The 21,575-nt window shown below is 64.5% G+C and carries 23 protein-coding genes; 18 read left to right on the top strand and 5 right to left on the bottom strand.

Going from position 1 to position 21,575, the window contains the following annotated elements; translation table 11 throughout:
* Positions 1–25: 25 nt before the first annotated feature.
* A complete protein-coding gene (locus ABIE56_RS00115) occupies positions 26–688 on the bottom strand; it encodes a TetR/AcrR family transcriptional regulator (protein WP_429241791.1) in 663 nt (220 codons plus the stop codon).
* A 241-nt stretch (positions 689–929) separates the two neighbouring features.
* On the opposite strand from ABIE56_RS00115, the gene ndk reads away from it, so the two are divergent.
* From ndk to moeB, 8 genes are all read left to right on the top strand, one after another.
* Complete coding sequence (ndk, locus tag ABIE56_RS00110; RefSeq protein ID WP_429241790.1) at positions 930–1,355, top strand: nucleoside-diphosphate kinase; 426 nt, start codon at positions 930–932, stop codon at positions 1,353–1,355.
* A gap of 8 nt (positions 1,356–1,363) precedes the next feature.
* Entirely contained in the window at positions 1,364–2,488 is a 1,125-nt protein-coding gene (gene rlmN, locus ABIE56_RS00105; protein ID WP_247426368.1) for a 23S rRNA (adenine(2503)-C(2))-methyltransferase RlmN, read from the top strand.
* Between the two features lie 10 nt (positions 2,489–2,498).
* Positions 2,499–3,263: a type IV pilus biogenesis/stability protein PilW gene (gene pilW / locus ABIE56_RS00100; RefSeq protein ID WP_429241789.1), complete on the top strand. Its 765-nt coding sequence runs from the start codon at positions 2,499–2,501 to the stop codon at positions 3,261–3,263.
* An 89-nt stretch (positions 3,264–3,352) separates the two neighbouring features.
* Positions 3,353–4,321 carry a helix-turn-helix domain-containing protein gene (locus tag ABIE56_RS00095; RefSeq protein WP_429241788.1) on the top strand — a complete coding sequence of 323 codons (969 nt, stop codon included), beginning with the start codon at positions 3,353–3,355 and terminating at the stop codon, positions 4,319–4,321.
* Positions 4,322–4,451: 130 nt separating this feature from the next.
* Positions 4,452–5,102, top strand: coding sequence for a YfgM family protein (locus ABIE56_RS00090; RefSeq protein WP_429241787.1), 651 nt, complete (start codon positions 4,452–4,454; stop codon positions 5,100–5,102).
* Positions 5,099–6,295, top strand: coding sequence for an outer membrane protein assembly factor BamB (gene bamB, locus ABIE56_RS00085; RefSeq protein ID WP_429241786.1), 1,197 nt, complete (start codon positions 5,099–5,101; stop codon positions 6,293–6,295). The genes ABIE56_RS00090 and bamB overlap by 4 nt, the downstream gene beginning before the upstream one ends.
* A 26-nt stretch (positions 6,296–6,321) precedes the next feature.
* On the top strand, positions 6,322–7,731 hold the full coding sequence (gene der, locus ABIE56_RS00080; RefSeq protein WP_429241785.1) for a ribosome biogenesis GTPase Der: 1,410 nt from the start codon (positions 6,322–6,324) through the stop codon (positions 7,729–7,731).
* 30 nt (positions 7,732–7,761) lie between these two features.
* Complete coding sequence (gene moeB, locus ABIE56_RS00075; protein ID WP_429241784.1) at positions 7,762–8,931, top strand: molybdopterin-synthase adenylyltransferase MoeB; 1,170 nt, start codon at positions 7,762–7,764, stop codon at positions 8,929–8,931.
* Positions 8,932–8,987: 56 nt separating this feature from the next.
* Here the strand turns inward: moeB and ABIE56_RS00070 are convergent, their stop codons facing one another.
* On the bottom strand, positions 8,988–9,551 hold the full coding sequence (locus ABIE56_RS00070) for a GNAT family N-acetyltransferase (protein ID WP_429241783.1): 564 nt from the start codon (positions 9,549–9,551) through the stop codon (positions 8,988–8,990).
* Between the two features lie 50 nt (positions 9,552–9,601).
* On the opposite strand from ABIE56_RS00070, the gene folD reads away from it, so the two are divergent.
* From folD to ABIE56_RS00045, 5 genes are all read left to right on the top strand, one after another.
* Entirely contained in the window at positions 9,602–10,456 is an 855-nt protein-coding gene (folD, locus tag ABIE56_RS00065; protein WP_429241782.1) for a bifunctional methylenetetrahydrofolate dehydrogenase/methenyltetrahydrofolate cyclohydrolase FolD, read from the top strand.
* A gap of 109 nt (positions 10,457–10,565) precedes the next feature.
* A complete protein-coding gene (guaB, locus tag ABIE56_RS00060) occupies positions 10,566–12,020 on the top strand; it encodes an IMP dehydrogenase (RefSeq protein ID WP_247426350.1) in 1,455 nt (484 codons plus the stop codon).
* 94 nt (positions 12,021–12,114) lie between these two features.
* A complete protein-coding gene (gene guaA / locus ABIE56_RS00055) occupies positions 12,115–13,671 on the top strand; it encodes a glutamine-hydrolyzing GMP synthase (protein WP_429241781.1) in 1,557 nt (518 codons plus the stop codon).
* A 78-nt stretch (positions 13,672–13,749) separates the two neighbouring features.
* Entirely contained in the window at positions 13,750–14,022 is a 273-nt protein-coding gene (locus tag ABIE56_RS00050; RefSeq protein ID WP_429241780.1) for a DUF1778 domain-containing protein, read from the top strand.
* Between the two features lie 3 nt (positions 14,023–14,025).
* Positions 14,026–14,508 (top strand): GNAT family N-acetyltransferase, encoded by a 483-nt coding sequence (locus tag ABIE56_RS00045; protein WP_429241779.1) that lies wholly within the window; start codon positions 14,026–14,028, stop codon positions 14,506–14,508.
* 22 nt (positions 14,509–14,530) lie between these two features.
* On the opposite strand, the gene ABIE56_RS00040 is transcribed toward ABIE56_RS00045, so the two are convergent.
* Positions 14,531–15,430 carry an AraC family transcriptional regulator N-terminal domain-containing protein gene (locus tag ABIE56_RS00040; protein WP_429241778.1) on the bottom strand — a complete coding sequence of 300 codons (900 nt, stop codon included), beginning with the start codon at positions 15,428–15,430 and terminating at the stop codon, positions 14,531–14,533.
* 144 nt (positions 15,431–15,574) lie between these two features.
* Between ABIE56_RS00040 and ABIE56_RS00035 the strand changes: the two genes are divergently transcribed.
* Together ABIE56_RS00035 and alkB are read left to right on the top strand one after the other, a co-directional pair.
* Positions 15,575–16,330 carry an SDR family NAD(P)-dependent oxidoreductase gene (locus ABIE56_RS00035; RefSeq protein ID WP_429241777.1) on the top strand — a complete coding sequence of 252 codons (756 nt, stop codon included), beginning with the start codon at positions 15,575–15,577 and terminating at the stop codon, positions 16,328–16,330.
* Positions 16,331–16,361: 31 nt separating this feature from the next.
* The gene (gene alkB / locus ABIE56_RS00030) at positions 16,362–17,006 is read left to right on the top strand and encodes a DNA oxidative demethylase AlkB (protein WP_429241776.1); all 645 of its coding nucleotides are present in this window, start codon (positions 16,362–16,364) and stop codon (positions 17,004–17,006) included.
* A 1-nt stretch (position 17,007) separates the two neighbouring features.
* On the opposite strand, the gene ABIE56_RS00025 is transcribed toward alkB, so the two are convergent.
* A complete protein-coding gene (locus tag ABIE56_RS00025) occupies positions 17,008–17,958 on the bottom strand; it encodes an AraC family transcriptional regulator (RefSeq protein WP_429241775.1) in 951 nt (316 codons plus the stop codon).
* A gap of 99 nt (positions 17,959–18,057) precedes the next feature.
* On the opposite strand from ABIE56_RS00025, the gene ABIE56_RS00020 reads away from it, so the two are divergent.
* Entirely contained in the window at positions 18,058–19,089 is a 1,032-nt protein-coding gene (locus ABIE56_RS00020) for an SDR family oxidoreductase (RefSeq protein WP_429241774.1), read from the top strand.
* A gap of 4 nt (positions 19,090–19,093) precedes the next feature.
* Here the strand turns inward: ABIE56_RS00020 and ABIE56_RS00015 are convergent, their stop codons facing one another.
* On the bottom strand, positions 19,094–19,867 hold the full coding sequence (locus tag ABIE56_RS00015) for an SDR family oxidoreductase (protein WP_429241773.1): 774 nt from the start codon (positions 19,865–19,867) through the stop codon (positions 19,094–19,096).
* A 115-nt stretch (positions 19,868–19,982) separates the two neighbouring features.
* On the opposite strand from ABIE56_RS00015, the gene ABIE56_RS00010 reads away from it, so the two are divergent.
* Together ABIE56_RS00010 and ABIE56_RS00005 are read left to right on the top strand one after the other, a co-directional pair.
* Positions 19,983–20,903, top strand: coding sequence for a LysR family transcriptional regulator (locus tag ABIE56_RS00010; RefSeq protein ID WP_429241772.1), 921 nt, complete (start codon positions 19,983–19,985; stop codon positions 20,901–20,903).
* A gap of 10 nt (positions 20,904–20,913) precedes the next feature.
* Positions 20,914–21,537, top strand: a complete 624-nt coding sequence (locus ABIE56_RS00005; protein ID WP_429242222.1) for a DUF4166 domain-containing protein — start codon at positions 20,914–20,916, stop codon at positions 21,535–21,537.
* The last annotated feature ends 38 nt before the right edge of the window (positions 21,538–21,575 follow it).

Genomic DNA, 21,575 nt, shown 5'->3' with positions numbered 1-21,575 from the left:
GGTGCAAAAAGTCGTCCGGGCCAGCTCAGCGGCTGGCCGGGGCGTTCGAAACGGATGGGTTGCGCATGCCAGCGGCGGCAAAGCGGATGAGGTGCTCGGCCGCGGTTTCGCGGTGGTCGCGCTCGGCGACATCGCTCTTGCGCTGGATGATGCCGAAGTCGGCCATGGCGTAGGTCAGGGCGCCGGTCACGATATCCAGGCGCCAGTAAATGTCTTCCTTGGCCAGCCCCGGCAGCAGGCGGGCGAATTCGGTGGCGAACTGGCGCAGGATGTGGCCGTAGTTCTCCGAGAGGAACCGGCGCAGGGTCTCATTGTGCTCGGCGTAGGCCCGGGCCAGCACGCGGACGAAGGCAGCGCCGCCCCCATCGGTGCGGGAAAGGTCCAGGGCGGGCCGGATGTAGGCATCGAGGACATCCTCCAGGGAGGTGTCTTCCTTGCCGGCGAGACGGTGCAGGGCAGCCAGGCGGCGGCTGTTCAGCTCATCCAGGCGGCGGCGGAACACCTCCTCGATCAGCTTGTCCTTGGAGCCGAAGTGGTAGTTCACGGCAGCGAGGTTTACCCGGGCCGCGGCGGTCACCTGGCGGAGCGAGGCCCCGGCGAACCCGTGGGTGGCGAACAGGGCCTCGGCGGCGCCCAGGATCCGTTCCTTCGTACTGCGCTCACGTGAGGCATAAGGGGCAGGGGTCATGGCGGGCCACTCCGGCGGGGTCAGTTTGAATCAAACGATCGTTTGAGAATACGCCTGCCCTGATTTGGTGGTCAATGTGCGCCGCACAACCTAAGCAATCGGCTTGCGAATGAGCTAGAATCCGTCAAGAATTCGTGAGCTAAGTCAGTCATTCCTGACGGCTTTGCCATCAAACTTTCACCGGGCGTCCTAGCGGACCCCGGCACTATCTGTTTCTTCAATCCTTTCCCGGAGTACCCGTATGGCGCTGGAGCGCACCCTTTCGATCATCAAGCCCGACGCCGTCAAGAAGAACGTCATTGGCGAAATCCTGGCCCGTTTTGAAAAGGCCGGCCTCAAGATCGTGGCCGCCAAGATGAAGCAGCTGACCCGCGAAGAGGCCGAAGGCTTCTACGCCGTCCATAAGGAGCGTCCGTTCTTCGGTGCGCTGGTCGAGTTCATGATCTCCGGCCCGGTGATGATCCAGGCGCTGGAAGGCGAAGGCGCGGTGCTCAAGAACCGTGACCTGATGGGCGCCACCAACCCGAAGGAAGCGGCTGCCGGCACCATCCGCGCCGACTTCGCCGAATCGATCGACGCCAATGCCGTGCACGGCTCGGATTCACTCGAGAACGCCGCTAACGAAATTAAGTACTTCTTCAACGACTCGGAAGTCGTTTCGCACTGAGAACTGCCGTGAATACGCCTGCCGACAAGGTCAACCTGCTCGACTTCGATCGCCAGGGCCTGCGCGATTTCTTCGCCAGCCTGGGTGAGAAGCCGTATCGTGCGGACCAGGTCATGAAGTGGATCTACCACCGTCTCGAAGACAAGTTCGAGAACATGACCGATGTCGGCAAGGCCCTTCGCGAGAAGCTCAATGCCAGCTGCTATGTCGGGCCGCCATCCACCGTGTTCGAAAAGGGTGCGGTGGACGGTACCCACAAGTGGCTGCTCGGCATGGATGGCGGCAACGCCATCGAAACCGTGTACATCCCGGAGCCCACCCGCGGCACGCTATGCGTGTCCTCGCAGGTGGGCTGCGCCCTGAATTGCCAGTTCTGCTCCACGGCAACCCAGGGTTTTTCCCGCAACCTGTCCACGGCCGAAATCATTGGCCAGATGTGGGTGGCGGCCAAGTTCCTGGGCAACGTCACGCACCAGCAGCGCCGCATCACCAACGTGGTGATGATGGGCATGGGCGAGCCGCTGCTCAATTTCGATAACGTGGTGAAGGCCATGAGCCTGATGCGCGATGACCTGGGCTTTGGCCTGGCCAGCAAGCGCGTCACCCTTTCCACGGCCGGCCTTGTGCCGATGATCGACAAGCTCTCGGCCGAGAGCGATGTGTCGCTGGCCGTTTCGCTGCACGCGGCCAACGACGAACTGCGTACCGAGCTGGTGCCGCTCAACAAGCGCTACAACCTGGCCGAGCTGGCCGGGGCCTGCGAGCGCTACATCCGCCGCGCACCGCGTACCACCATTACGTTCGAATACACCTTGATGAAGGGCGTGAACGATCGCCCCGAACACGCGCGCCAGCTGATCAAGTTCATGCGCCGCCTGCCAGGTGCCAACAAGGTCAACCTGATTCCGTTCAATCCGTTCCCGGGCACGCGTTTCGAGCGCTCGGAGCCGGAGGAAATCCGGGCGTTCCAGACCCAGCTATTGAATGCCGGTGTGCTTACCATGCTCCGCCGTACCCGCGGTGACGATATCGATGCTGCCTGCGGCCAGCTGAAGGGCCAGGTCGTCGACCGTACGCGCCGCCAGGCGGAGTTCCGCAAGAAACTCGAGGAAGGGGTAGTGAATGCGGCTTGAGCGGTGGGGGATGCTTGTGGCGCTCGCGATGGCGTGCGCTGGCTGCGTGACGACGGGCGGCGATGGCCCCGGGGCGCGGCTGAAGCAGGATACGAAGGCGGATGAGCGCCGGCACGGCGCCGAAGTGCACACCGACCTGGCCACCAAGTACATGGAGCAGGGCAACCTGGAGGGTGCCATGGGCAAGCTCAACAAGGCGGTGGAGTTCGATCCCACGTATGCCCCGGCACACACTGTGCTGGGCGTGCTCTACGAGCGCATCAACGATCCGGCCAATGCCGAACTCCAGTACCGCAAGGCATTGGAACTCGACCCCAGGAAGGGCGACGCAAACAACAATCTCGCCGTCTTCCTGTGCAAGCAGGGACGTGCCGCCGATGCGAAGCCGTTCTTCGATCGCGCCCTGGCTGATCCGTTCTACGCGACCCCTGATATTGCGCTGTCGAACGCCGGTACGTGCGCGACCAAGGCGCACGACTACGATGGCGCCGAGGTTTACCTGCGCAAGGCGCTCGATCGCAATCCGAAAAACCCGGACGCCCTGTTTCAAATGGCGAACGTGTTGTACCTTAAGAACGATGCATTCCGGGCCAGGGCATTTCTCCAGCGTTTCGACGCACTGGGGATGACCAGTCCCGACGCATTGAAGCTCGGTCACGATATCGAGCTCCGTCTGGGGAACGGGGAGGTTGCCCAGGACTATGCCAAACGCTTGCGTGAAAAGTTCCCGGATTCGGAACCCGCGCACGCTCTCGAAGCCACTGCACGTCAATGACCACTGCATCGTCGAATTCCAACGGTCGGGACGGACGCGAACAGGATCTGTTCGCCGGCATCGAGCCCTTTAAGAGCAGGGAGGATGCCATGGACCCGCAGACTGATTCCCAGGCGGCCGATGGCGGTCGCATCCTGATCGACCACGCGCACGAGGACCATTTTGGCTCCCGCCTGCGCGCCGCCCGCGAAGCGCGTGGCTACACCATCGAAGCCTGCGGCCAGGCCTTGCGCCTGCCTGTGCGCGTGCTGCGCCAGCTCGAGGCCGGTGAGTACGGCGGCATCGATTATCAGGTTTACCTCAGTGGCTACCTGACCAAGTACGGCCGCCATGTGGGCGTGGACGAAGAAGCCATCCAGGCTGAATTGTCCCGGCTGGCCCCGGGCCAGCGCCAGCCGGACCTGGTCGTGACCGGTGGCGTCTCGCACTCGCGTTACCTGCTCGAGCGTTACGTCACGGCGGCTACCTATGTCGTGCTTACCGCGATCATCGTGGTGCCGATGGTGTGGCTGGGCGTGCGTGGCACGCTCGATCGCGACATGCCGCGCCTGGCGCCGCTGGATGCCACGCCGGTGGCCCAGCAGGATGCCCCGGCTGCGGCGTCGAGTAGTGCTACGGCGGTCGCCGCGGCGCAGCCGCAGGCGGCAGCACCCGCGGAGTCGCACCCGGAAGATCAGCAGCCGGTGCTGGCCAGCATGGCCATGTTCCCGCCACTGGATCACAGCGCCTCCAAGACGCCGTTGGCGACGAGTGCCGCGGCTCCGGCCGCCGCCGCTACCGGCCAGGGTGGCCACGATCTCACGCTCAACCTCCCGGCGGCGAGCTGGGTGGAAGTGACCGATGCCACGGGCCAGCGCCTGGAATACGGCATCCTCCCCGCCGGTACGCAGAAGTCGTACCACAGCGATAGCGCGCTTGATGTGCGTATCGGCAACGCCAACGGGGCCCAGGCCTCGGTGGATGGCCAGCCGGTGCCGATCGAAACCTTCCGCCGCGCCAACGTCGCCCGTTTCCGGGTCGATGTGCGAGATGGAAAGGCCGCGCCGGTCGCCTACTGATTGACCCGGCGCCGCCTTGCGGCGCTTTTCGGGTATCCTTGCCTATTGATCCGCGCCGCCGTCCCCGGACGGCCGGCTCGGGCCCGTTTCTTCAAAGGTTTGCTGCGTTTTTGGCGCAGTGGGTGATTGCATGGCATTCGACGTTTACGACGATTACGAACAGGGCGAGCGCGTCCAGCAGTGGCTCCGCAAGAACGGCATTTCCATTGCCGTGGGTATTGCTCTCGGCCTGGTGCTGATCTTTGGCTGGCAGCAGTGGAAGTCGCACCGCGCCAACCACGAGCAAGCCGCCGCCGGTGAGTACAGCGCGCTGCAGGCAGCCGCCGCCACCAACAAGACCACCGAATCCGATGTCCGCACCGAGACCCTGATGAAGGAGTACTCGGATACGGCGTGGGCCGTGTTCGCCGCCAGCGAACGCGCCCAGCGCAGCGTGCTGGCGGGCCAGTTCGATAAGGCTGCGGGCGACCTCGACTGGGCCCAGGCCCATGCCAAGGATGAAACCCTCAAGGCCCTCGTGAGCCTGCGCGTGGCGCAGCTCAAGTACGCCCAGGGCAAGCCGCAGGATGCGCTTACGGCGCTCGATGCGCTCAAGGGCAAGAACTTTGCGGCCTCCGCACAGGAACTCCGCGGCGATGTGCTGGTCAAGCTGGGACGCCAGGATGACGCTCGCAAGGCCTACGAGGCGGCGATCGCCGCCATGGGCGACAGCGCACCGCAACGCGGTGTGGTTCAAACCAAACTCGATGATCTGGCTGTGGCCGGGAAGCAGGGTGCATGAAACGTTTCTGGGCAATCGCGTTGACTTCGTCGCTGGCCGCTGTGGCCGGCTGCCACTCGTTCAAGAAGGAAAACGTCGAACCGCCGACCCCGCTCGATAAAAAGTTCGAGCCGTCCATCAAGGTTGAGCGTCTGTGGAAGAACAGCGTCGGTGACGGTGCCGCCGAATCCGGCATCCGCATGCGCCCGGCCGTGGTCGATGGCGTGGTGTACGCCGCCAGCACCGATGGCAAGATCGCCGCGTTCGATGCGAACAGCGGCAAGACCCTGTGGTCGAAGAGCATCCGCCAGCACGGCTGGTTCGGCTGGGGCGATGACAAGCGCGAGGATTCGCGCTTTGCCGGCGGCCCGGGCGTCAGCGGCGATCTGCTCGCCGTCGGCACGCTCGATGGCCACGTGTATGCCATGGGCGCGAAGGATGGCGAGCGCCGCTGGGCGGCGGAAGTGTCCTCGGAAGTCGTCACCGCGCCGGTCGTGGTGAGTGACCTGGTCGTGGTCCGCTGCAACGATGGCCGCGTGTACGGCCTCGATGCCAAGACCGGCGAGCGTCGCTGGGTTTACGATCAGTCGCAGGTGCCGCTGCTCAGCCTGCGCGGCAATGGCCGCCTGCTCGTCGCCAACGGCGTCGTCTTCATGGGTAGCGATGCCGGCAAGCTGGTCGCCATTCGTCTCGATAACGGCGAAAAGCTCTGGGAACAGACCCTCGCCAGCGGCGAAGGCCGCACCGAGATCGATCGCCTGAATGATGCCGATGGCGCTATCACGCTCGATGGCACCACGCTCTACGGCGCCGCTTACCATGGTGACCTTGCCGCGTTCGATGGCCCCAGCGGCCGCCCGCTGTGGAACCACAAGTTCTCCACGTTCACCTCGATCGATGTGCACGACAATTCGGTGTACGGCGCGGACGATACCTCGCAGGTGTTCGCGTTCGACAAGAGCAGTGGCGCCAACATCTGGAAGAACGACGCCCTGAAGTGGCGTTGGGTCACCGCGCCGGCCGCCCAGGGTAACTATCTGGTCGTGGGCGATCTCGATGGCCACATCCACTGGTTGAACGGCACCGATGGCAAGATCGTCGGCCGCGAGCGCCTTTCCAAGAAGGCTATCCGCGCGCAGCCGGTGGTTTCCGGCGACACCGTGTACGTGGAAGACGTGGAAGGCCACGTCGGCGCGTACCGCGTCGCTCACTGATTTACTGAAGGACCTTAGCTACCCCCATGTTGCCCGTCATCGCCCTGGTCGGCCGCCCCAACGTCGGTAAGTCGACCCTATTCAATGCGCTGACGCGTAGCAGGGATGCTCTTGTCGCTGATATGCCCGGTGTCACTCGTGATCGCCACTACGGTGTCTGCCATGTCGGCGAACGCCCGTTCGTGGTGGTCGATACCGGTGGTCTTTCGGGCAGCGATGAAGGCATCGAAGGCCTGACCGCGCAGCAGGTTCGCCTGGCTATCGCCGAAGCGAACCTGCTCGTGTTCGTCGTGGATGCCCGCGATGGCATCCTCCCGCTCGATGCCAACATCCTCAGCGAGCTGCGTCGCAGCGGCAAGCCGATCATCGTTGCGGTCAACAAGACCGATGGCGTGGACGAGCCTTCCGCCATGGGCGAGTTCGCCCGTTTCGGCGTGGCCGAGACCATGCCGATGTCCGCGGCGAACAACCGCGGCGTCGACAAGCTCATCCTGCAGATCATGCCGCACCTGCCGCCCGATGAGGACGAGGAGGCGGAGGGTCGCCTGCCGCTGGAAGAGCAGGGCATCCGCGTGGCCATCGTCGGCCGTCCGAACGCTGGCAAGTCCACGCTGATCAATCGCCTGCTTGGCGAGGACCGGCTCATCGTGTCCGACCTGGCTGGCACCACGCGCGATCCCATTCGCGTGTCGCTGGAGCGCGACGGCAAGCGCTACACCCTGATCGACACCGCTGGCGTGCGCCGCAAGGCCCGCGTTGAAGAGGCGATCGAGAAATTCAGCGTCATCAAGACCCTGCAGTCGATCTCGGCGGCACAGGTTACGGTCATCATGATCGATGCGCGGGAAAACCTGGCTGACCAGGATCTCACCCTGATCGGCCATGTGATCGAGGAAGGCCGCGCACTGGTCGTCGCGGTGAACAAGTGGGACGGCCTGGACGCGTACCAGCGCGACCAGACCGTGAAGGCACTGGAGCGTCGCCTGGCGTTCGCGGACTGGGCCAAGATCGTGTTTATTTCCGCCCTGCATGGGTCGGGTATGCGCGAACTCATGCGCTCCGTCGTACGTGCCCATGCCGCCGCGACCAAGGAGCTGACTGCCAGCGACCTGACCCGCGCGGTGGAAAAGGCCTACGAGGCCTATCAGCCGCCGCTGGTTCGCGGCCATGCACCCAAGCTGCGTTACGCGCACCCGGGTGGGCACAACCCGCCCACCATCGTGATCCACGGCAGCCGCACGAAGCACATCGCGCCGGCGTACCGCCGTTATCTGGAAAACTTCTTCCGCAAACGCTACAAGATGGAAGGCACGCCGATCCGCATCGACTTCCGCGACGGTGAAAATCCCTTCGCTGGCAAGAAGAACGTGCTGACGGCCAGCCAGGCGCGCAAGCGCCAGCGTTTGATCCGCAACGCGAAGCGGCGCGACAAGTAAGCGCGCCGCACCTTTAGAAAGGTGCCCGCCATGACCCAAGGCCTCGATCGCGAACGCTGGTTGGAAGACCTGCGCGGGCGCGTCCCCGAAATCACGTCGACCGAGGCCCTGGCCCGTCAGTTGGGCGGGGCTCTGCTGGTGGATGTGCGTGAAGATAACGAGCGGGCCACGGGGTCGCCCTCGGGTGCGCTGGGTCTGTCGCGCGGTTTCCTGGAGCTCCGTATCGAGCAGGTCGAGCCGGATCGCGAGCGCGAGGTCGTGTTGCTGTGTGGCAGCGGCCAACGCTCGCTGCTCGCGGCGGAGGCCCTGCAGCGCATGGGTTACCGGCGGGTACATTCCGTCGCTGGCGGCATGGCTGCCTGGAAGGCTGCGGGCCTGCCGGTAAGTGCGGGCGCGCTCGATAGTGATGCCGCTGAGCGCTACAGCCGCCAGGTGCTATTGCCGCAAGTCGGTGAAGCGGGGCAGGCGAAGCTTTCCTCATCGCGCATCGTCGTGATTGGCGCGGGTGGCCTGGGCGCGCCGGCGTTGCTTTACCTTGCTGCCGCCGGTATCGGCCACATTACCGTGATCGATGACGATCGCGTGGAGCGCTCCAACCTGCACCGGCAGGTCGTCCATGCCGATACGCGGGTAGGGATGGGCAAGGCCGAGTCCGCCCGGATGACCCTACTCGCGCTGAACCCGCGGGTGCAGGTCAAGGCTGTGACCGAGCGGTTGCGTGCGGAAAATGTTGAAGCGCTCATCCGTGACCACGACGTTGTGGTGGATGGCGCGGACAACTTCGCTACGCGCTACCTGCTGGCGGCCGCGACGCGGCGTCTCGGAATCCCGATGGTCTATGCAGCCATCGAGCGCTTCACGGGGCAGGCCAGCGTATTCGATCCGCGGCGCCACGACTCCCCCTGTTACCGCTGCCTGTTCCCCGAACCACCTTCCGCTGCGGATGCACCGAACTGCGCGGAGGCGGGCGTGCTTGGCGTCCTGCCGGGCTCGTTGGGCCTGGTGCAGGCCACCGAAGCCATCAAGCTGGTGCTCGGCATCGGCCAGCCGCTGGTTGGGCGTCTACTTATGTACGACGCCCTGGGCATGCGCTTTCGCGAGCTGACCCTGCGCCGCGATCCCGCGTGCCCCGGCTGCGGGCTTGATTCGCGCTTTGAGGGCTACACCGACCTCGAGCGCATGTGCGCCATGAACCTGTAGGAGCGCGCGCACGCGATGGGGATTGCGGCGCGGCCGGATCGCGCGGAAGCGCGCTCCTACAGGTCTGCGGGGATCACGGAGTACATCGCGGCGTCCATCGCTTTATCGTTGATAACCAGTCGGTTGCGTAACATTCCTTCGAAACGACCTCCGATGCGTTCGGCGGCCCTTCGGCTTGGCACATTGTTGTGGGCCGCGACGATTTCCATCCGGCTCATGCCTGCCACCTCGAACGCCCAGCGCAGGGCCAGCTTGCCGGCCCGGGTGACGATGCCCCGGCCTTGCGCGCTCTCGCGAACCCAGTAACCCAGGTTTGCAAAGCGGTGCTCACGGTGCCGCTGGTTCACGCCCATGCCGCCCAGGAAGCGATCGGTGTGCGCGTCGACGATGACCATTTCAAAGCCATCGCCGAGCAGCCACGCCTGCTTGCACAGCCGGATCCAATCCTGTGCCGTCGCCGTGTCGTAGTCTGCGCGTGCCCAGCTCAGCCATGCGCCTGCGGTGCTGACGGATTCACGCACGGCTTCGGCCAACGCTTCGGCATCGTCATCGCGGTAAGCGCGCAGGCGCACCACGCCATCGGTCAGGTCATGCGGGTAGGGCACGGTATCAATGGTCATTCCCCATTAAATCACGGATAATGCAACGCTTTTCGCAGGGCGAACTTTCCATGACGGCACGTATCCTCGACGGCAAGCGCATCGCCCACGAATTGCTCGACCACATCGCCCTGCGTGTCGCAAAGCGCGTTGCCGAAGGTCGCCGCAAACCCGGCCTGGCCGTCGTGCTGGTTGGCACCGATCCGGCCTCCGCCGTCTACGTGAAGAACAAGCGCCGTGCGTGCCAGCAGGTCGGCTTCGAATCGTTCGGCTATGACCTGCCGGCAGAGACGTCGCAGGAAGAGCTGCTCGCACTCATCGATAACCTCAATGCCGATCCGGCGGTGCATGGCATCCTCGTGCAGTCGCCGCTACCCGATCATATCGACGAGGATGCGTTGGTGGATCGCATCGATGCGCGCAAGGACGTGGATGGTTTCCAGGCCGTAAACGTGGGTCGCCTGGCCCTGCGCCGCTTCGGTCTTCGCCCGTGCACGCCCAAGGGTGTGATGACACTGCTGGGTCACACCGATCGTCCGGTCCGCGGCCGTCACGCGGTGATCGTCGGTGTCTCCAATCATGTGGGCCGCCCGCTTGCGCTTGAGCTATTAATTGCAGGTTGTACAGTTACTTGTTGCCATAAGTTCACGCAGGATCTTGAGAGTTTTGTGCGCCAGGGCGATATCCTGGTCGTGGCGGCGGGCAAGCCCGGGCTCGTCAAGGGTGAGTGGGTCAAGCCGGGTGCCGTGGTCGTGGACGTGGGCATTAACCGCCTGGAAGACGGCCGCCTGGTTGGCGATGTGGAATTCGCCCCGGCCGCCGAGCGTGCCTCATGGATCACCCCGGTGCCGGGCGGCGTGGGCCCCATGACCGTGGCCACGCTCATGGAAAATACCCTGGAAGCCGCCGATGCAATGGATGCCTGAACGGGGGCATCCACAACATGTTGGGGTTTTGCGGGCGGCGTGACGCACCCCCTGTCGCATTTGTGCAATGCGGGGTATAATGGCGTGATTTACTCGCGGGACTAATGCTATGCGCATCCTTGCCGAGGCACTCACTTACGATGACGTGTTCCTGGTTCCCGGCCACTCCACGGTACTTCCCCGTGATGTGGACACCTCAACGCGGTTCACGCGCGGCCTGCGCCTGAATATCCCCATCGTGTCCGCCGCCATGGACACCGTGACCGAAGCCCGCCTGGCCATCACCATGGCCCAGAACGGCGGCATCGGCATCATCCACAAGAACCTGACGCCTGCCCAGCAGGCCGCCGAAGTGGCGCTGGTGAAAAAGTTCGAGGCCGGCGTCATCCGCAGCCCGATCACTGTGGGCCCGGATACCTCCATTGGCGACGTTATCGCGCTGACTCGCGCACACAACATCTCTGGCGTGCCCGTCGTCGATGGTGGCCGCCTGGTCGGCATCGTGACCGGCCGCGATACGCGCTTCGAGCGCAAGCACGATGATCCGGTCCGCAACATCATGACGCGCGAAGAGCGCCTCATCACGGTCCGTGAAGGCGCCTCGCAGGATGAAGTTCTCCAGCTCCTGCACAAGAACCGCATCGAGAAAGTCCTGGTCGTCAACGACGCTTTCGAGCTGCGTGGCCTGATCACGGTGAAGGACATCCAGAAAGCCCGCGATAACCCCAACGCCGCCAAGGATTCGCACGAGCGCCTGGTGGTTGGCGCCGCGGTTGGCGTGGGTGGCGATACTGAGCAGCGCGTCGAGGCCCTCGTGGCCGCTGGCGTCGATGTCATTGTGGTCGATACCGCACACGGCCATTCGCAGGGCGTCATCGATCGCGCCGGCTGGGTGAAGAAGCGCTATCCGCAGGTGCAGGTCATCGCCGGCAACATCGTGACCGGTGAAGCCGCTCGCGCACTGCTCGATGCCGGCGTCGATGCCGTCAAGGTCGGCGTGGGCCCCGGCTCCATCTGCACCACCCGTATCGTCACCGGTATCGGTGTGCCGCAGATCACCTCCATCGACCTGGTCGCCACCGCGCTGAAGGGCGAAATCCCGCTCATCGCCGATGGCGGCATTCGTTACTCGGGCGATATCCCCAAGGCGCTGGCCGCCGGCGCCTCCTCGGTGATGCTCGGCTCCATGTTCGCCGGTACCGAGGAATCCCCGGGTGAGGTCGAGCTGTTCCAGGGCCGTTCCTACAAGAGCTACCGCGGCATGGGCTCCATTGGCGCCATGCAGCTGGGCTCGAAGGATCGTTACTTCCAGGACGAAGCGGATGCCGACAAGCTGGTGCCGGAAGGCATCGAAGGTCGCGTGCCGTACCGTGGCCAGATGCGCAACATCATCCATCAGCTGATGGGTGGCCTGCGCGCCTCCATGGGTTACATGGGCACGGCCAATATCGACGAGATCCACCAGAAGGCCCAGTTCGTGAAGGTCACGGGTGCCGGCGTGCGCGAAGCGCACCCGCACGATGTGCAGATCACGAAGGAAGCGCCTAACTACCGCCTGGACTGACGCCGCCAGGCGCTCTTCCAGGTGGACCCAGGACGCCCGCTCGCAGTGGGCGTTCTGCTTTTTGCCCTACCGAATTCCACTGCAGGCCGTACCGATGACCGATATCCATAGCGACAAGATCCTCATCCTCGACTTTGGCTCGCAGTACACGCAGCTGATCGCCCGCCGCATCCGCGAGATCGGCGTCTATTGCGAAGTGTGGGCCTGGGACCACGCGCCGGATGAGATTCGCGGCTTCAATCCGCGCGGCGTCATTCTCTCCGGCGGCCCGGAGTCGGTGACGGAGGAGAACTCGCCGCGTGCCCCGCAGGTGGTGTTCGAACTGGGCGTGCCCGTGCTCGGCATCTGCTACGGCATGCAGACCATGTCCGAGCAGCTCGGCGGCAAGGTCGAGGCCGGCCACCACCGCGAGTTCGGCCCGGCCACCGTGACGTTCGCCTCGTGCGGCCTGTTCGATAGCGTGATGGCCGATGGCGAGGCGCTGGGTGTGTGGATGTCGCACGGCGATCGCGTCACGAAGCTGCCGGAGGGCTTCCGCGCCACCGCCGCCACGCCGAGCCTGCCGCTGGCTGCCATGGCCGATGACGAGCGCCGCTTCTACGGCCTGCAGTTCCACCCGGAAGTGACCCACACCAAGAAGGGCATGGAGCTGCTGCGCCGCTTCGTGGTCGATCTGTGCGGTTCGGCCACGCTGTGGGATGCCGCGCACATCATCGAAGATGCCGTCGCCCGCGTCCGCGAACAGGTCGGCTCCGACAAGGTGTTGCTGGGCCTGAGCGGTGGCGTCGATTCCTCCGTGGTCGCCGCGCTGCTGGAGAAGGCCATCGGCCACCAGCTCACCTGCGTTTTCGTCGATACCGGCCTGCTGCGCTACCAGGAAGGCGACCAGGTCATGTCGACCATGGCCGAGCACATGGGCGTGCACGTTATCCGCGTGGATGCGAAGCAGCGCTACTTCGATGCGCTAGCCGGCGTGGAAGACCCGGAAGCCAAACGCAAGATCATCGGCCGCCTGTTCATCGAGATCTTCGATGAGGAATCGGCGAAGCTCGAAGGCGTGAAGTGGCTGGCCCAGGGCACGATCTACCCGGATGTCATCGAATCCGCCGGCAGCAAGACGGGCAAGGCCCACGTCATCAAGAGCCACCACAACGTGGGCGGCCTGCCGGAGCACATGAAGCTCAAGCTGGTCGAGCCGCTGCGCGAGCTGTTCAAGGACGAGGTGCGCCGCATCGGTGTTGAACTCGGCCTGCCGCGCGAGATGGTCTACCGCCACCCGTTCCCGGGCCCGGGCCTGGGTGTACGCGTGTTGGGCGAAGTGAAGGCCGAGTACGTCGACCTGCTGCAGCGTGCCGATGCGATCTTCATCGAAGAGTTGCGTTCGCACGGCCTGTACGACCGGGTGAGCCAGGCGTTTGCGGTGTTCCTGCCGGTGCGCTCGGTAGGCGTCGTCGGCGACGGCCGCGCCTACGAGTGGGTGATCGCGCTGCGCGCCGTGGAGACGATCGACTTCATGACGGCGCACTGGGCGCACCTGCCGTATGACTTCCTTGATAAGTGTTCTACGCGAATTATCAATGAGTTGCGTGGTATTTCTCGTGTTGTTTATGACATCAGCGGGAAGCCGCCGGCGACGATTGAGTGGGAATAAGCTGACGCCAAGAGGGGCCTACCCCCTACAGCGAGCGGCCTTCTTTGTACGGTATAGTGCCGTACAAAGGAGAAGCTTATGACTCATTCGACCGCTCGCCTCGACCTTCGGCTTGAAGCTCGGGACAAAGATCGCATTACTCGCGCTGCTGCTTTGCGAGGCATCCCCGTAGCCGCCTTTGTACGTGATGCGGTTCTACGTGAGGCCGATGCCGCTATTGCTGCAGATACGGTTGTCTCCCTGTCGGACGAGGAGTCGCGCCGGTTCCTTGATGCGCTTGACGCACCATTCCGCCCCAACGATCGCCTGAGGATGGCGATGGATGCCGCACTTCGCCTGACGCATCGTTGAACCATGGCCCTGGCATTCGCGGTCCTGGATGGCCGTTTCCATGATCGCGCCGGGTTCACATGTGGCGTGGCCGCGCTGGATGAGTACCTTCGGCAGCGAGCGGGGCAGCATCAGCGCGATGGTATTGCGACGACTCACGTCCTTGTTGATGAGGACACGCCTCGCGTCGTGCTCGGGTATTGCGCGCTCTCGGCGGCACAACTCCGCCTGGACGAATTGCGCGAGGACGACCGGCGAAAGCTTCCCGCATATCCGGTTCCGGCCATTCGCATGGGGCGATTAGCGGTTGCGAAGAGCGAGCAGGGCAAGGGCCATGGCGCACTGCTGATCGGCCATGCGGTCAATGTCGCCGTGGCCGTAAGACGGACGATGGGTGTCAAGGTGCTTATCGTGGACGCGAAAGACTCATCCGCGGCGGCCTTCTACGAGGGATTTGGCTTTCGGCCGATCTCAACTACTGCGCTCACGATGTATCTGCCGATCTGATCTGACTAGCGTAACGTCCTTTTCAGCCTGTTGCGGGTGCAAACGTCTTCGTCCTCGAGACCCTGATATCCCGCACCGGCGGCGCACCAAACATTCGCCCGTACTCGCGAGTGAATTGCGGCACGCTCTCATAGCCCACGGCGTAGGCCGCCGTGCTCGCGGAGGTGCCTTCTGACAGCATCATCCGCCGGGCCTCGATCAGCCGTAGTTGTTTCTGGAATTGCAGCGGCGACAGCGTGGTGACGGCACGGAAGTGCTGGTGGAAGGTGGATGGGCTCATGCCTGCCGCTTCAGCCAGTCGCTCCACGCGCAGGGGCTGAGCGTAATCAGAGCGGATGATGGCCACGGCGCGCGCCAGGCGTTGGGCGCTGCCCTCAGCGATGCCCAGGTTGAGGATGGCCGGCCCGTGCTTGCCAGCCAGCAGCCAGTAGTGCATCTCACGGATCATCTGCGTCTTCAGGACCGGGACCGCCGCAGTCCGCGCAAGCACTTGCACCAGGCGCAGTGCGGCGTGGGCGACTTCCGCCTCGGTGGGTTCCACGCGGACTGGCGCGCCCATCTCTTCTCGCGCTATCTCCATCGCGAGGGCAAGCTCCTGGATCACGGTGGGGTCCAGGTCGAATACGAGCGAGTAATACGGGTCTCCGGCGCTCGCTCGCGTTATCTGGCTGATCGTGGGCACGTCCGCGGTGATAAGCAGTGAATCGCCGGCGCCGAAGTCAAACGTGCGGTTGCCCATCATGACGCGCTTGTTTCCCTGGACGACCAACGCGACCAGCGGCCGCGATATGGCGTAATCCATTTCGCTCGGAGTGGTGGCGCGGAGCATGGTCAGCCCTGCGATCGGCGTGGCCGCGATGCCTTGCGCGTTGGCGTGGGAGTCTACATAGCGGCGCACTTCAGTAAGCAGGGTCTCGGCCATGGCTCGAGCGTAAGCCCGGCGGAATACGCGGCGCAATCGCTAGTCGGAGGAATAGGCAAGAACAGCCGAGGAACCCGCAACCCGGATCTCCTGGTCGCCCGAATACTGCGCTTGTCATCCCGACACCTTGCACAGGAGCCCAGCATGTCTACGATTTCGCTAGTGACCGGCGCCAGCCGTGGTCTCGGCCGCAACACCGCGTTGAGCATCGCCCGCCATGGCGGCGATGTGATTCTGACCTACCGTAGCGGGGACGCCGCAGCCCGCGAGGTGGTTCACCAGATCGAAGCGATGGGCCGCAAGGCGGTCGCCCTCCCACTGGATACCAGCGACGTCTCGACGTTCGCCGTGTTCACCGCGGCGGTTCGCGCCGCACTGAGCGACACCTGGGGGCGCGATACCTTCGATCACCTGGTCAATAATGCCGGCCACGGCGAGATGGCTTCCTTCGCCGAGACGACCGTGGCGCAGTTTGATGCCTTGATCAACGTGCACGTCAAAGGCGTGTTTTTCCTCAGCCAGGCCTTGTTGCCGCTGCTCGCCGAGGGCGGCCGCATCATCAACCTCTCCACGGGCCTGACCCGGGTCACCTATCCCGGTTTTTCGGCGTACGCCACTGCCAAGGGAGCGGTCGAGATTCTGAGTGTGTGCATGGCGAAGGAACTGGGTAGCCGCGGCATCACCGTCAACGCCGTGGCCCCAGGCGCGATCGAAACCGATTTCCTTGGCGGTGCGGTGCGTGACATGCCGGAACTCAACCAGCAGTTCGCCGGCATGATCGCCCTGGGCCGGGTGGGCGTGCCCGACGATATCGGCCCGATGATCGCCAGCCTGCTGGGTCCGGACAATCGTTGGATCACCGGGCAGCGGATTGAGGTTTCGGGCGGGCAGGTGATCTGACGAGCGACCGCCCACTGGTAACCTAGGCCACATGGATTCGTTTGATCTGTTCGAAGTGGCCGGTGCGCAGCTGCGCCTGGGTAGCCATGCCGCGCTCCTGCACGGGTTCGCGCTCCCCGATGTCGGGGAGCTCGTTCCTGCCATCGCCGGTATCGAGGCCGCCTCGCCACTGCGCCACATGGTGACGCCCGGCGGTCTCCCTATGTCCGTGATGTCGACGAGCTGCGGCATGTTGGGCTGGGTGACCGACGAACGTGGCTATCGCTATACCTCCGTGGACCCAGAGTCGCGCAAACCGTGGCCGGTGATGCCGGAGGTGTTCGCCTCGCTGGCGATCCGGGCCGCCGCGGAAGCGGGGTTCCCTGGCTTTGAGCCAGACGCCTGCCTGATCAATCACTACGCGCCCGGCGCGCGCATGTCGCTGCACCAGGATAAGGACGAGCAGGATTTCGGCGCGCCGATTGTTTCGGTTTCACTGGGCATGTCGGCGACCTTTCTCTTCGGCGGCCAGGAGCGTTCTGACCGTGCCGCAAGGGTGCCGCTTCACCATGGTGATGTGGTGGTATGGGGCGGCGCCGATCGCCTGCGTTATCACGGCATCATGCCGCTGAAAGATGTGCCGCACCCGATGATGGGGAGCGAGCGCATCAACCTGACCTTCCGCAAGGCGGGGTGAATCAGTCGGTGGTGGCGTCGGCTGTGGCCTCTTCATGGGCGCGAACGCCAAGCCGATACGACCGGGGCGATTCACCGACGGCACGCTTGAATGCCGTGCTGAAGGCACTCTCCGACGCATAGCCCAGCTCCTGGGCCAGCACGGCCACCGGCTTCTTGCCTTCGCGCAACGCGCGCGTGGCCAGGTGCATGCGCCATCCGCTGAGGTAGGCCAGCGGCGTGCTGCCGGCCACATCGCGGAAGCGGTTCGCAAACGTCGTGCGCGACATGGCGCAGGCCTCGGCAAGCTCATCCAGGCTCCACGAACGCGAGGGATCGGCGTGCATCAGGCGCATGGCCGGGGCGATGCGCGGGTCGCCGATCGCGCGCAGCCAGCCGGCAGGCATGGGGCCGGAGGTCTGCAGGTGGGCGCGGAGAATCTGGATAAACAACAGTTGCGAGAGCTGTGCGGCGGCAAGCTGGTTGCCGGGCAGGTCGGCGCGTCGCTCGGCGACCAGTTCCGCGAGCAGCCAGCGGAACGAGGTCGCCTGCGGCGATTCGGCGGAAACGTGGATCCACGCCGGAAGGACATCCGCCAGCAGCCGGCCGCTGGCGGGGTCGAGCAGCACATGGCCGCCGATATGGGCGAAGTCCTGGCCATCGCCGAGCATGGCCACGGTCTTTCCCGAGCCCGAAAACACGGCCATCGCATCGAGCGGCGGCAGGCTCAGGTCGCTGGCCAGTACCAGGCCGCGCTTCGCTGTGATCAGCCCGACATCGCCCGTGCCGAACCATACGGGCTCGGGCTCGCCTTCGATCGTGACCCAGCAGCCGCCTTTGACCACCGCGAAGAACTTGATGCTTGAGGGCGGCGGAAACGCGATTGCCCACGGGCCGCCCGCCGAGAACCCGCCGGTGGCCAGCGATTCGGCGCGGGTGAACTTAAGGATGTCGGAAAACGGATCGGCGCTCATGGCTGTACTCGCGAGCAAGTAATGCGCACTCTATCGCATTCAAAGTACGAGGTGCGCTCCCTAAGCTTGTCGGCATTCCTCAACTGACAGGCACACGACATGGCCAGCGAACTCGTCCTGGTGACCGGTGGCACCGGTTTCATCGCCCAGCACTGCATGGTGGCGCTGTTCCAGCAGGGCTTTACCGTCCGTACCACGGTCCGGACCCTCGCCCGGGAGGGCGAAGTGCGTGAGCACCTGCGCGTGGCGGGCATCGAACCGGGCGATCGTCTTTCGTTTGTCCGCGCGGACCTTGGCGATGATGCGGGCTGGGCTGACGCGGTATCGGGATGCACCTACGTGATTCATGGTGCCTCGCCGACACCCTCCGGCGACCATGTCACTGAAGAGGATTGGGTGCGCCCGGCGGTCGATGGCAATCTTCGCGTGCTGCGGGCATCGCGCGATGCCGGCGTAAAGCGCGTGGTGCTGACCTCCGCGTTCGGCGCGATCGGGGCAGGGCACAAAGCCAGCCACCGGCGCCCGTTCGACGAGACCGACTGGAGCGAGATCAACGGCGACGTGTGGCTGTACCAGAAGTCGAAGACGCTCTCTGAGCGCGCGGCATGGGATTTTGTCGCACGCGAAGGCAACGGACTGGAATTGTCATCGGTGAACCCCACAGCGGTGATGGGGCCGGTGTTGGGCGCCGACTATTCGCATTCCATTCGTCTGATCAAGAACCTGCTCGAAGGCCAGCAGGGCGTCCCGAAGATCAACTCGGGCTTTGTCGATGTGCGTGACGTCGCCGACCTGCACGTGCGCGCCATGCTCGACCCCGTCGCCGCGGGTGAGCGTTTCGTCGCGACCTCGGGCGAAAGCCTGTGGCTTGCCGAGGTGGCCAAGGTGCTGCGGGATCGCCTGGGGCCGGTGGCCGCCAAGGTAACCGACCGGGTCCTTCCGAACTGGGTCGTGCGCATGGCGGCCGCGACCAACCCGGCCATGCGGTCGACGCTCCCGCTTCTCGGCATGGACCTCAACGTGACCAGTGCCAAGGCGCAGCGCATGCTCGGCTGGCAGCCGCGCTCGCGCGAAGATGCCATCGTGGCGACGGCCGAGAGCCTGATTCGTCTCGGCCTCATCGCGCCGTAAAGCTCTATTTGGTCGTGTAACCACCATTCACCAGGATCGTCTGGCCGGTCATCCACCAGCCGTCCGACACCAGGAAGCGAATAAACGGAACGATATCCTCGATGTCGGTCAGGCCGGTTTTCGAGAAGGCCGAAAGTGCCGCGGCTGTCTTGTGGTAAGCCACGGCATCCGCGCCTTCGGCCGGATAGAAGAACGGCGTATCCATGGGGCCGGGGCCAATAGCCGTCACGGAAATGCCGCGCTCGCCGAACTCCTTGGATGCCGCACGCGTGAAGTGCTCCACGGGCGCCTTCGTTCCCGCATAAGCCGCGTAGAACGGTGTGTAGGCGCCCAGCAACGAGGTGACCAGCGTGCAGACCTTGCCGTTGTCGTTGAGGTGCTTGCCGGCTTCCTTCAGGAAGAAGAACGCGGTTTTCGAATTCACCGCGGTCATCTCGTCGTACTCGGCTTCGGAGATATCGGCCATCGGCTTCTTCAACACCTTGCCTACGGTGTTGATCGCGATATCGGGACGCCCTGCGGCGGCGATCGCCTCGGCGAAGAGCTTTTCGGTCGCGCCGGCGGTGGTCAGGTCAGCCTGGATGGCGAACCCCTTCGCCCCTGCGGCGTTGATGGCGGCCACGGTTTCATCAGCGGCCGCTTTCGTGGCCGCGCTGTTGTAGTGGACGACGACGGCTTTCGCGCCGTGGGCGGCCAGGTCGCGGGCGAGCAGGCCGCCCAGGTTCTTGGCGCCGCCGGCGATGAGAACAACTTTGCCCTTGATGCTGTGATCGGTCATGGCTTGTGGCCTCGTGGGGTTAGCTGGCGGCCACCCATGCGGCCGCTACCTGTCGCTCACCATATCGTCTATAAATCCCCCATAAAGCAGCCATTTCTGACAGGACCCGTCAGGCATGGCGAACAATGGGGGCGTGGTGGATCGCATTGACCTGTTTCGAACCTTTGCCCGGGTCGTGGAGTGCGCGAGCTTTACCCGCGCAGCCGATTCGCTCGGCCTGCCACGCTCAACGGTTTCCGCGGCCGTCAGCGAGCTGGAGGAGAGGGTGGGAGCCCGATTGCTCCATCGCACGACGCGCAAGGTATCGCCTACCCAGGATGGCGTGGCCTTTTACGAGCGCTGCCTGCGCCTCATCGCCGATATGGAGGAGACCGAAGGCCTGTTTCGCGAGGCGTCGGCCGGTACCAGCGGAAAGTTGCGGGTCGATGTGCCGGGACGCATCGGCCGCCTGGTCCTCGCGCCGGCACTCCCCGATTTCCTCGAGGCGCATCCGCAGCTCGATATCGAACTTCGCCTGACCGATCGCGCGGTGGACCTCGTTGAAGAAAGTGTGGATTGCGTCTTGCGCGTGGGGCCGTTGAGCGACTCCGGCCTGGTCGCCCGCAAGATCGGTGACTTGCGTTTGATCAACGTGGCGAGCCCCGCGTACCTGGAAACGCATGGCGCGCCCACGCACCCCGCAGAGCTCAGCGCTCATATCGCCGTGAACTACAGCTCCCCCTCCACCGGTCGGGTCGAAGCATGGGAGTGGCTGGATGACGGTGAGGTGCGCACGACAGCGGTGCGCGGACGCGTCACCGTCAACAGCGCCGAAGCCTACATCGCCTGCTGCCTGGCCGGCCTGGGCCTGATCCAGATCCCTGCTTACGATGTGAAGCAGCATCTGACCTCGGGCGAGTTGATCGAGGTAATGCCTGGCCACCGCGCCGCGCCCATGCCGATGAGCTTGCTATATCCTCACCGCAAACATCTCTCCCGAAGGCTGCAGGCCTTCGCGGACTGGCTGGAAGAGCTGCTGAAAAAGGACATTCTGTAGCGTGAAGATCATGAGTGATGAAGGGGGCATCGGTGCCCGCGCGACGAGCCAGCCGTTGTATCGACGGATCCTGGGTTCGGCATTCGATTCGCTGCCGCCACGGCTACGCGAACTGCACGGAACCAGCGAGGCGCGCCGCTGGTCGGGTCATGCCGAGGTACGCCACGGTGGCGGGCTGCTGGCCCGCATGGTGCGTGGTGCCGTCGGCTTCCCGAAGGCGGGTTCGAATGTGCCCCTGGTCGTCGCGTTTACGCCTGAGGGCGAAGGCGAGCGGTGGACGCGGAGCTTCGACGGCAAGGACTTCTCCTCACATCAATCCGCAGGCGAAGGTCGCGACGAATACCTTTTGACCGAGCGCTTCGGGCTGGCCACCTTTGCGCTCGCCCTGGTTGTCGAAGGCGAGCGCCTTCTCCTCGTGCCGCGACGCTGGTCGCTGCTCGGCGTGCCCATGCCTGCATTGTTGTTGCCCAAGGGGATCAGCTTTGAGCATGAGAGCGAGGGGCGGTTCTGTTTCGACGTGGAGATATCGATGCCGGGGGTTGGGCTGATCGTCGGCTACCGTGGCTCCCTGGAGCCCTGTGGTGGTCTAATCTTTCTGGACACCCCGGTAGGATTCACAGCCAGAACGAGGTGAACCATGGGACGTAAAGACATTACGCAGGCGCAGCGGGA

It is taken from the genome of Luteibacter sp. 621, assembly GCF_050435445.1.
Taxonomy (GTDB): domain Bacteria; phylum Pseudomonadota; class Gammaproteobacteria; order Xanthomonadales; family Rhodanobacteraceae; genus Luteibacter.
Note: the sequence above shows the minus strand (reverse complement) of the source record. Positions and strands in the feature narration are given on the sequence as shown.

What these genes read in the sequence shown, in the direction of transcription:
- ABIE56_RS00115 (WP_429241791.1), bottom strand. Translation starts at nt 688, where the DNA reads ATGACCCCTGCCCCTTATGCCTCACGTGAGCGCAGTACGAAGGAACGG.
- ndk (WP_429241790.1), top strand. Translation starts at nt 930, where the DNA reads ATGGCGCTGGAGCGCACCCTTTCGATCATCAAGCCCGACGCCGTCAAG.
- pilW (WP_429241789.1), top strand. Translation starts at nt 2,499, where the DNA reads ATGCTTGTGGCGCTCGCGATGGCGTGCGCTGGCTGCGTGACGACGGGC.
- ABIE56_RS00095 (WP_429241788.1), top strand. Translation starts at nt 3,353, where the DNA reads ATGGACCCGCAGACTGATTCCCAGGCGGCCGATGGCGGTCGCATCCTG.
- ABIE56_RS00090 (WP_429241787.1), top strand. Translation starts at nt 4,452, where the DNA reads ATGGCATTCGACGTTTACGACGATTACGAACAGGGCGAGCGCGTCCAG.
- bamB (WP_429241786.1), top strand. Translation starts at nt 5,099, where the DNA reads ATGAAACGTTTCTGGGCAATCGCGTTGACTTCGTCGCTGGCCGCTGTG.
- der (WP_429241785.1), top strand. Translation starts at nt 6,322, where the DNA reads ATGTTGCCCGTCATCGCCCTGGTCGGCCGCCCCAACGTCGGTAAGTCG.
- moeB (WP_429241784.1), top strand. Translation starts at nt 7,762, where the DNA reads ATGACCCAAGGCCTCGATCGCGAACGCTGGTTGGAAGACCTGCGCGGG.
- ABIE56_RS00070 (WP_429241783.1), bottom strand. Translation starts at nt 9,551, where the DNA reads ATGACCATTGATACCGTGCCCTACCCGCATGACCTGACCGATGGCGTG.
- folD (WP_429241782.1), top strand. Translation starts at nt 9,602, where the DNA reads ATGACGGCACGTATCCTCGACGGCAAGCGCATCGCCCACGAATTGCTC.
- guaB (WP_247426350.1), top strand. Translation starts at nt 10,566, where the DNA reads ATGCGCATCCTTGCCGAGGCACTCACTTACGATGACGTGTTCCTGGTT.
- guaA (WP_429241781.1), top strand. Translation starts at nt 12,115, where the DNA reads ATGACCGATATCCATAGCGACAAGATCCTCATCCTCGACTTTGGCTCG.
- ABIE56_RS00050 (WP_429241780.1), top strand. Translation starts at nt 13,750, where the DNA reads ATGACTCATTCGACCGCTCGCCTCGACCTTCGGCTTGAAGCTCGGGAC.
- ABIE56_RS00045 (WP_429241779.1), top strand. Translation starts at nt 14,026, where the DNA reads ATGGCCCTGGCATTCGCGGTCCTGGATGGCCGTTTCCATGATCGCGCC.
- ABIE56_RS00040 (WP_429241778.1), bottom strand. Translation starts at nt 15,430, where the DNA reads ATGGCCGAGACCCTGCTTACTGAAGTGCGCCGCTATGTAGACTCCCAC.
- ABIE56_RS00035 (WP_429241777.1), top strand. Translation starts at nt 15,575, where the DNA reads ATGTCTACGATTTCGCTAGTGACCGGCGCCAGCCGTGGTCTCGGCCGC.
- alkB (WP_429241776.1), top strand. Translation starts at nt 16,362, where the DNA reads ATGGATTCGTTTGATCTGTTCGAAGTGGCCGGTGCGCAGCTGCGCCTG.
- ABIE56_RS00025 (WP_429241775.1), bottom strand. Translation starts at nt 17,958, where the DNA reads ATGAGCGCCGATCCGTTTTCCGACATCCTTAAGTTCACCCGCGCCGAA.
- ABIE56_RS00020 (WP_429241774.1), top strand. Translation starts at nt 18,058, where the DNA reads ATGGCCAGCGAACTCGTCCTGGTGACCGGTGGCACCGGTTTCATCGCC.
- ABIE56_RS00015 (WP_429241773.1), bottom strand. Translation starts at nt 19,867, where the DNA reads ATGACCGATCACAGCATCAAGGGCAAAGTTGTTCTCATCGCCGGCGGC.
- ABIE56_RS00010 (WP_429241772.1), top strand. Translation starts at nt 19,983, where the DNA reads ATGGCGAACAATGGGGGCGTGGTGGATCGCATTGACCTGTTTCGAACC.
- ABIE56_RS00005 (WP_429242222.1), top strand. Translation starts at nt 20,914, where the DNA reads ATGAGTGATGAAGGGGGCATCGGTGCCCGCGCGACGAGCCAGCCGTTG.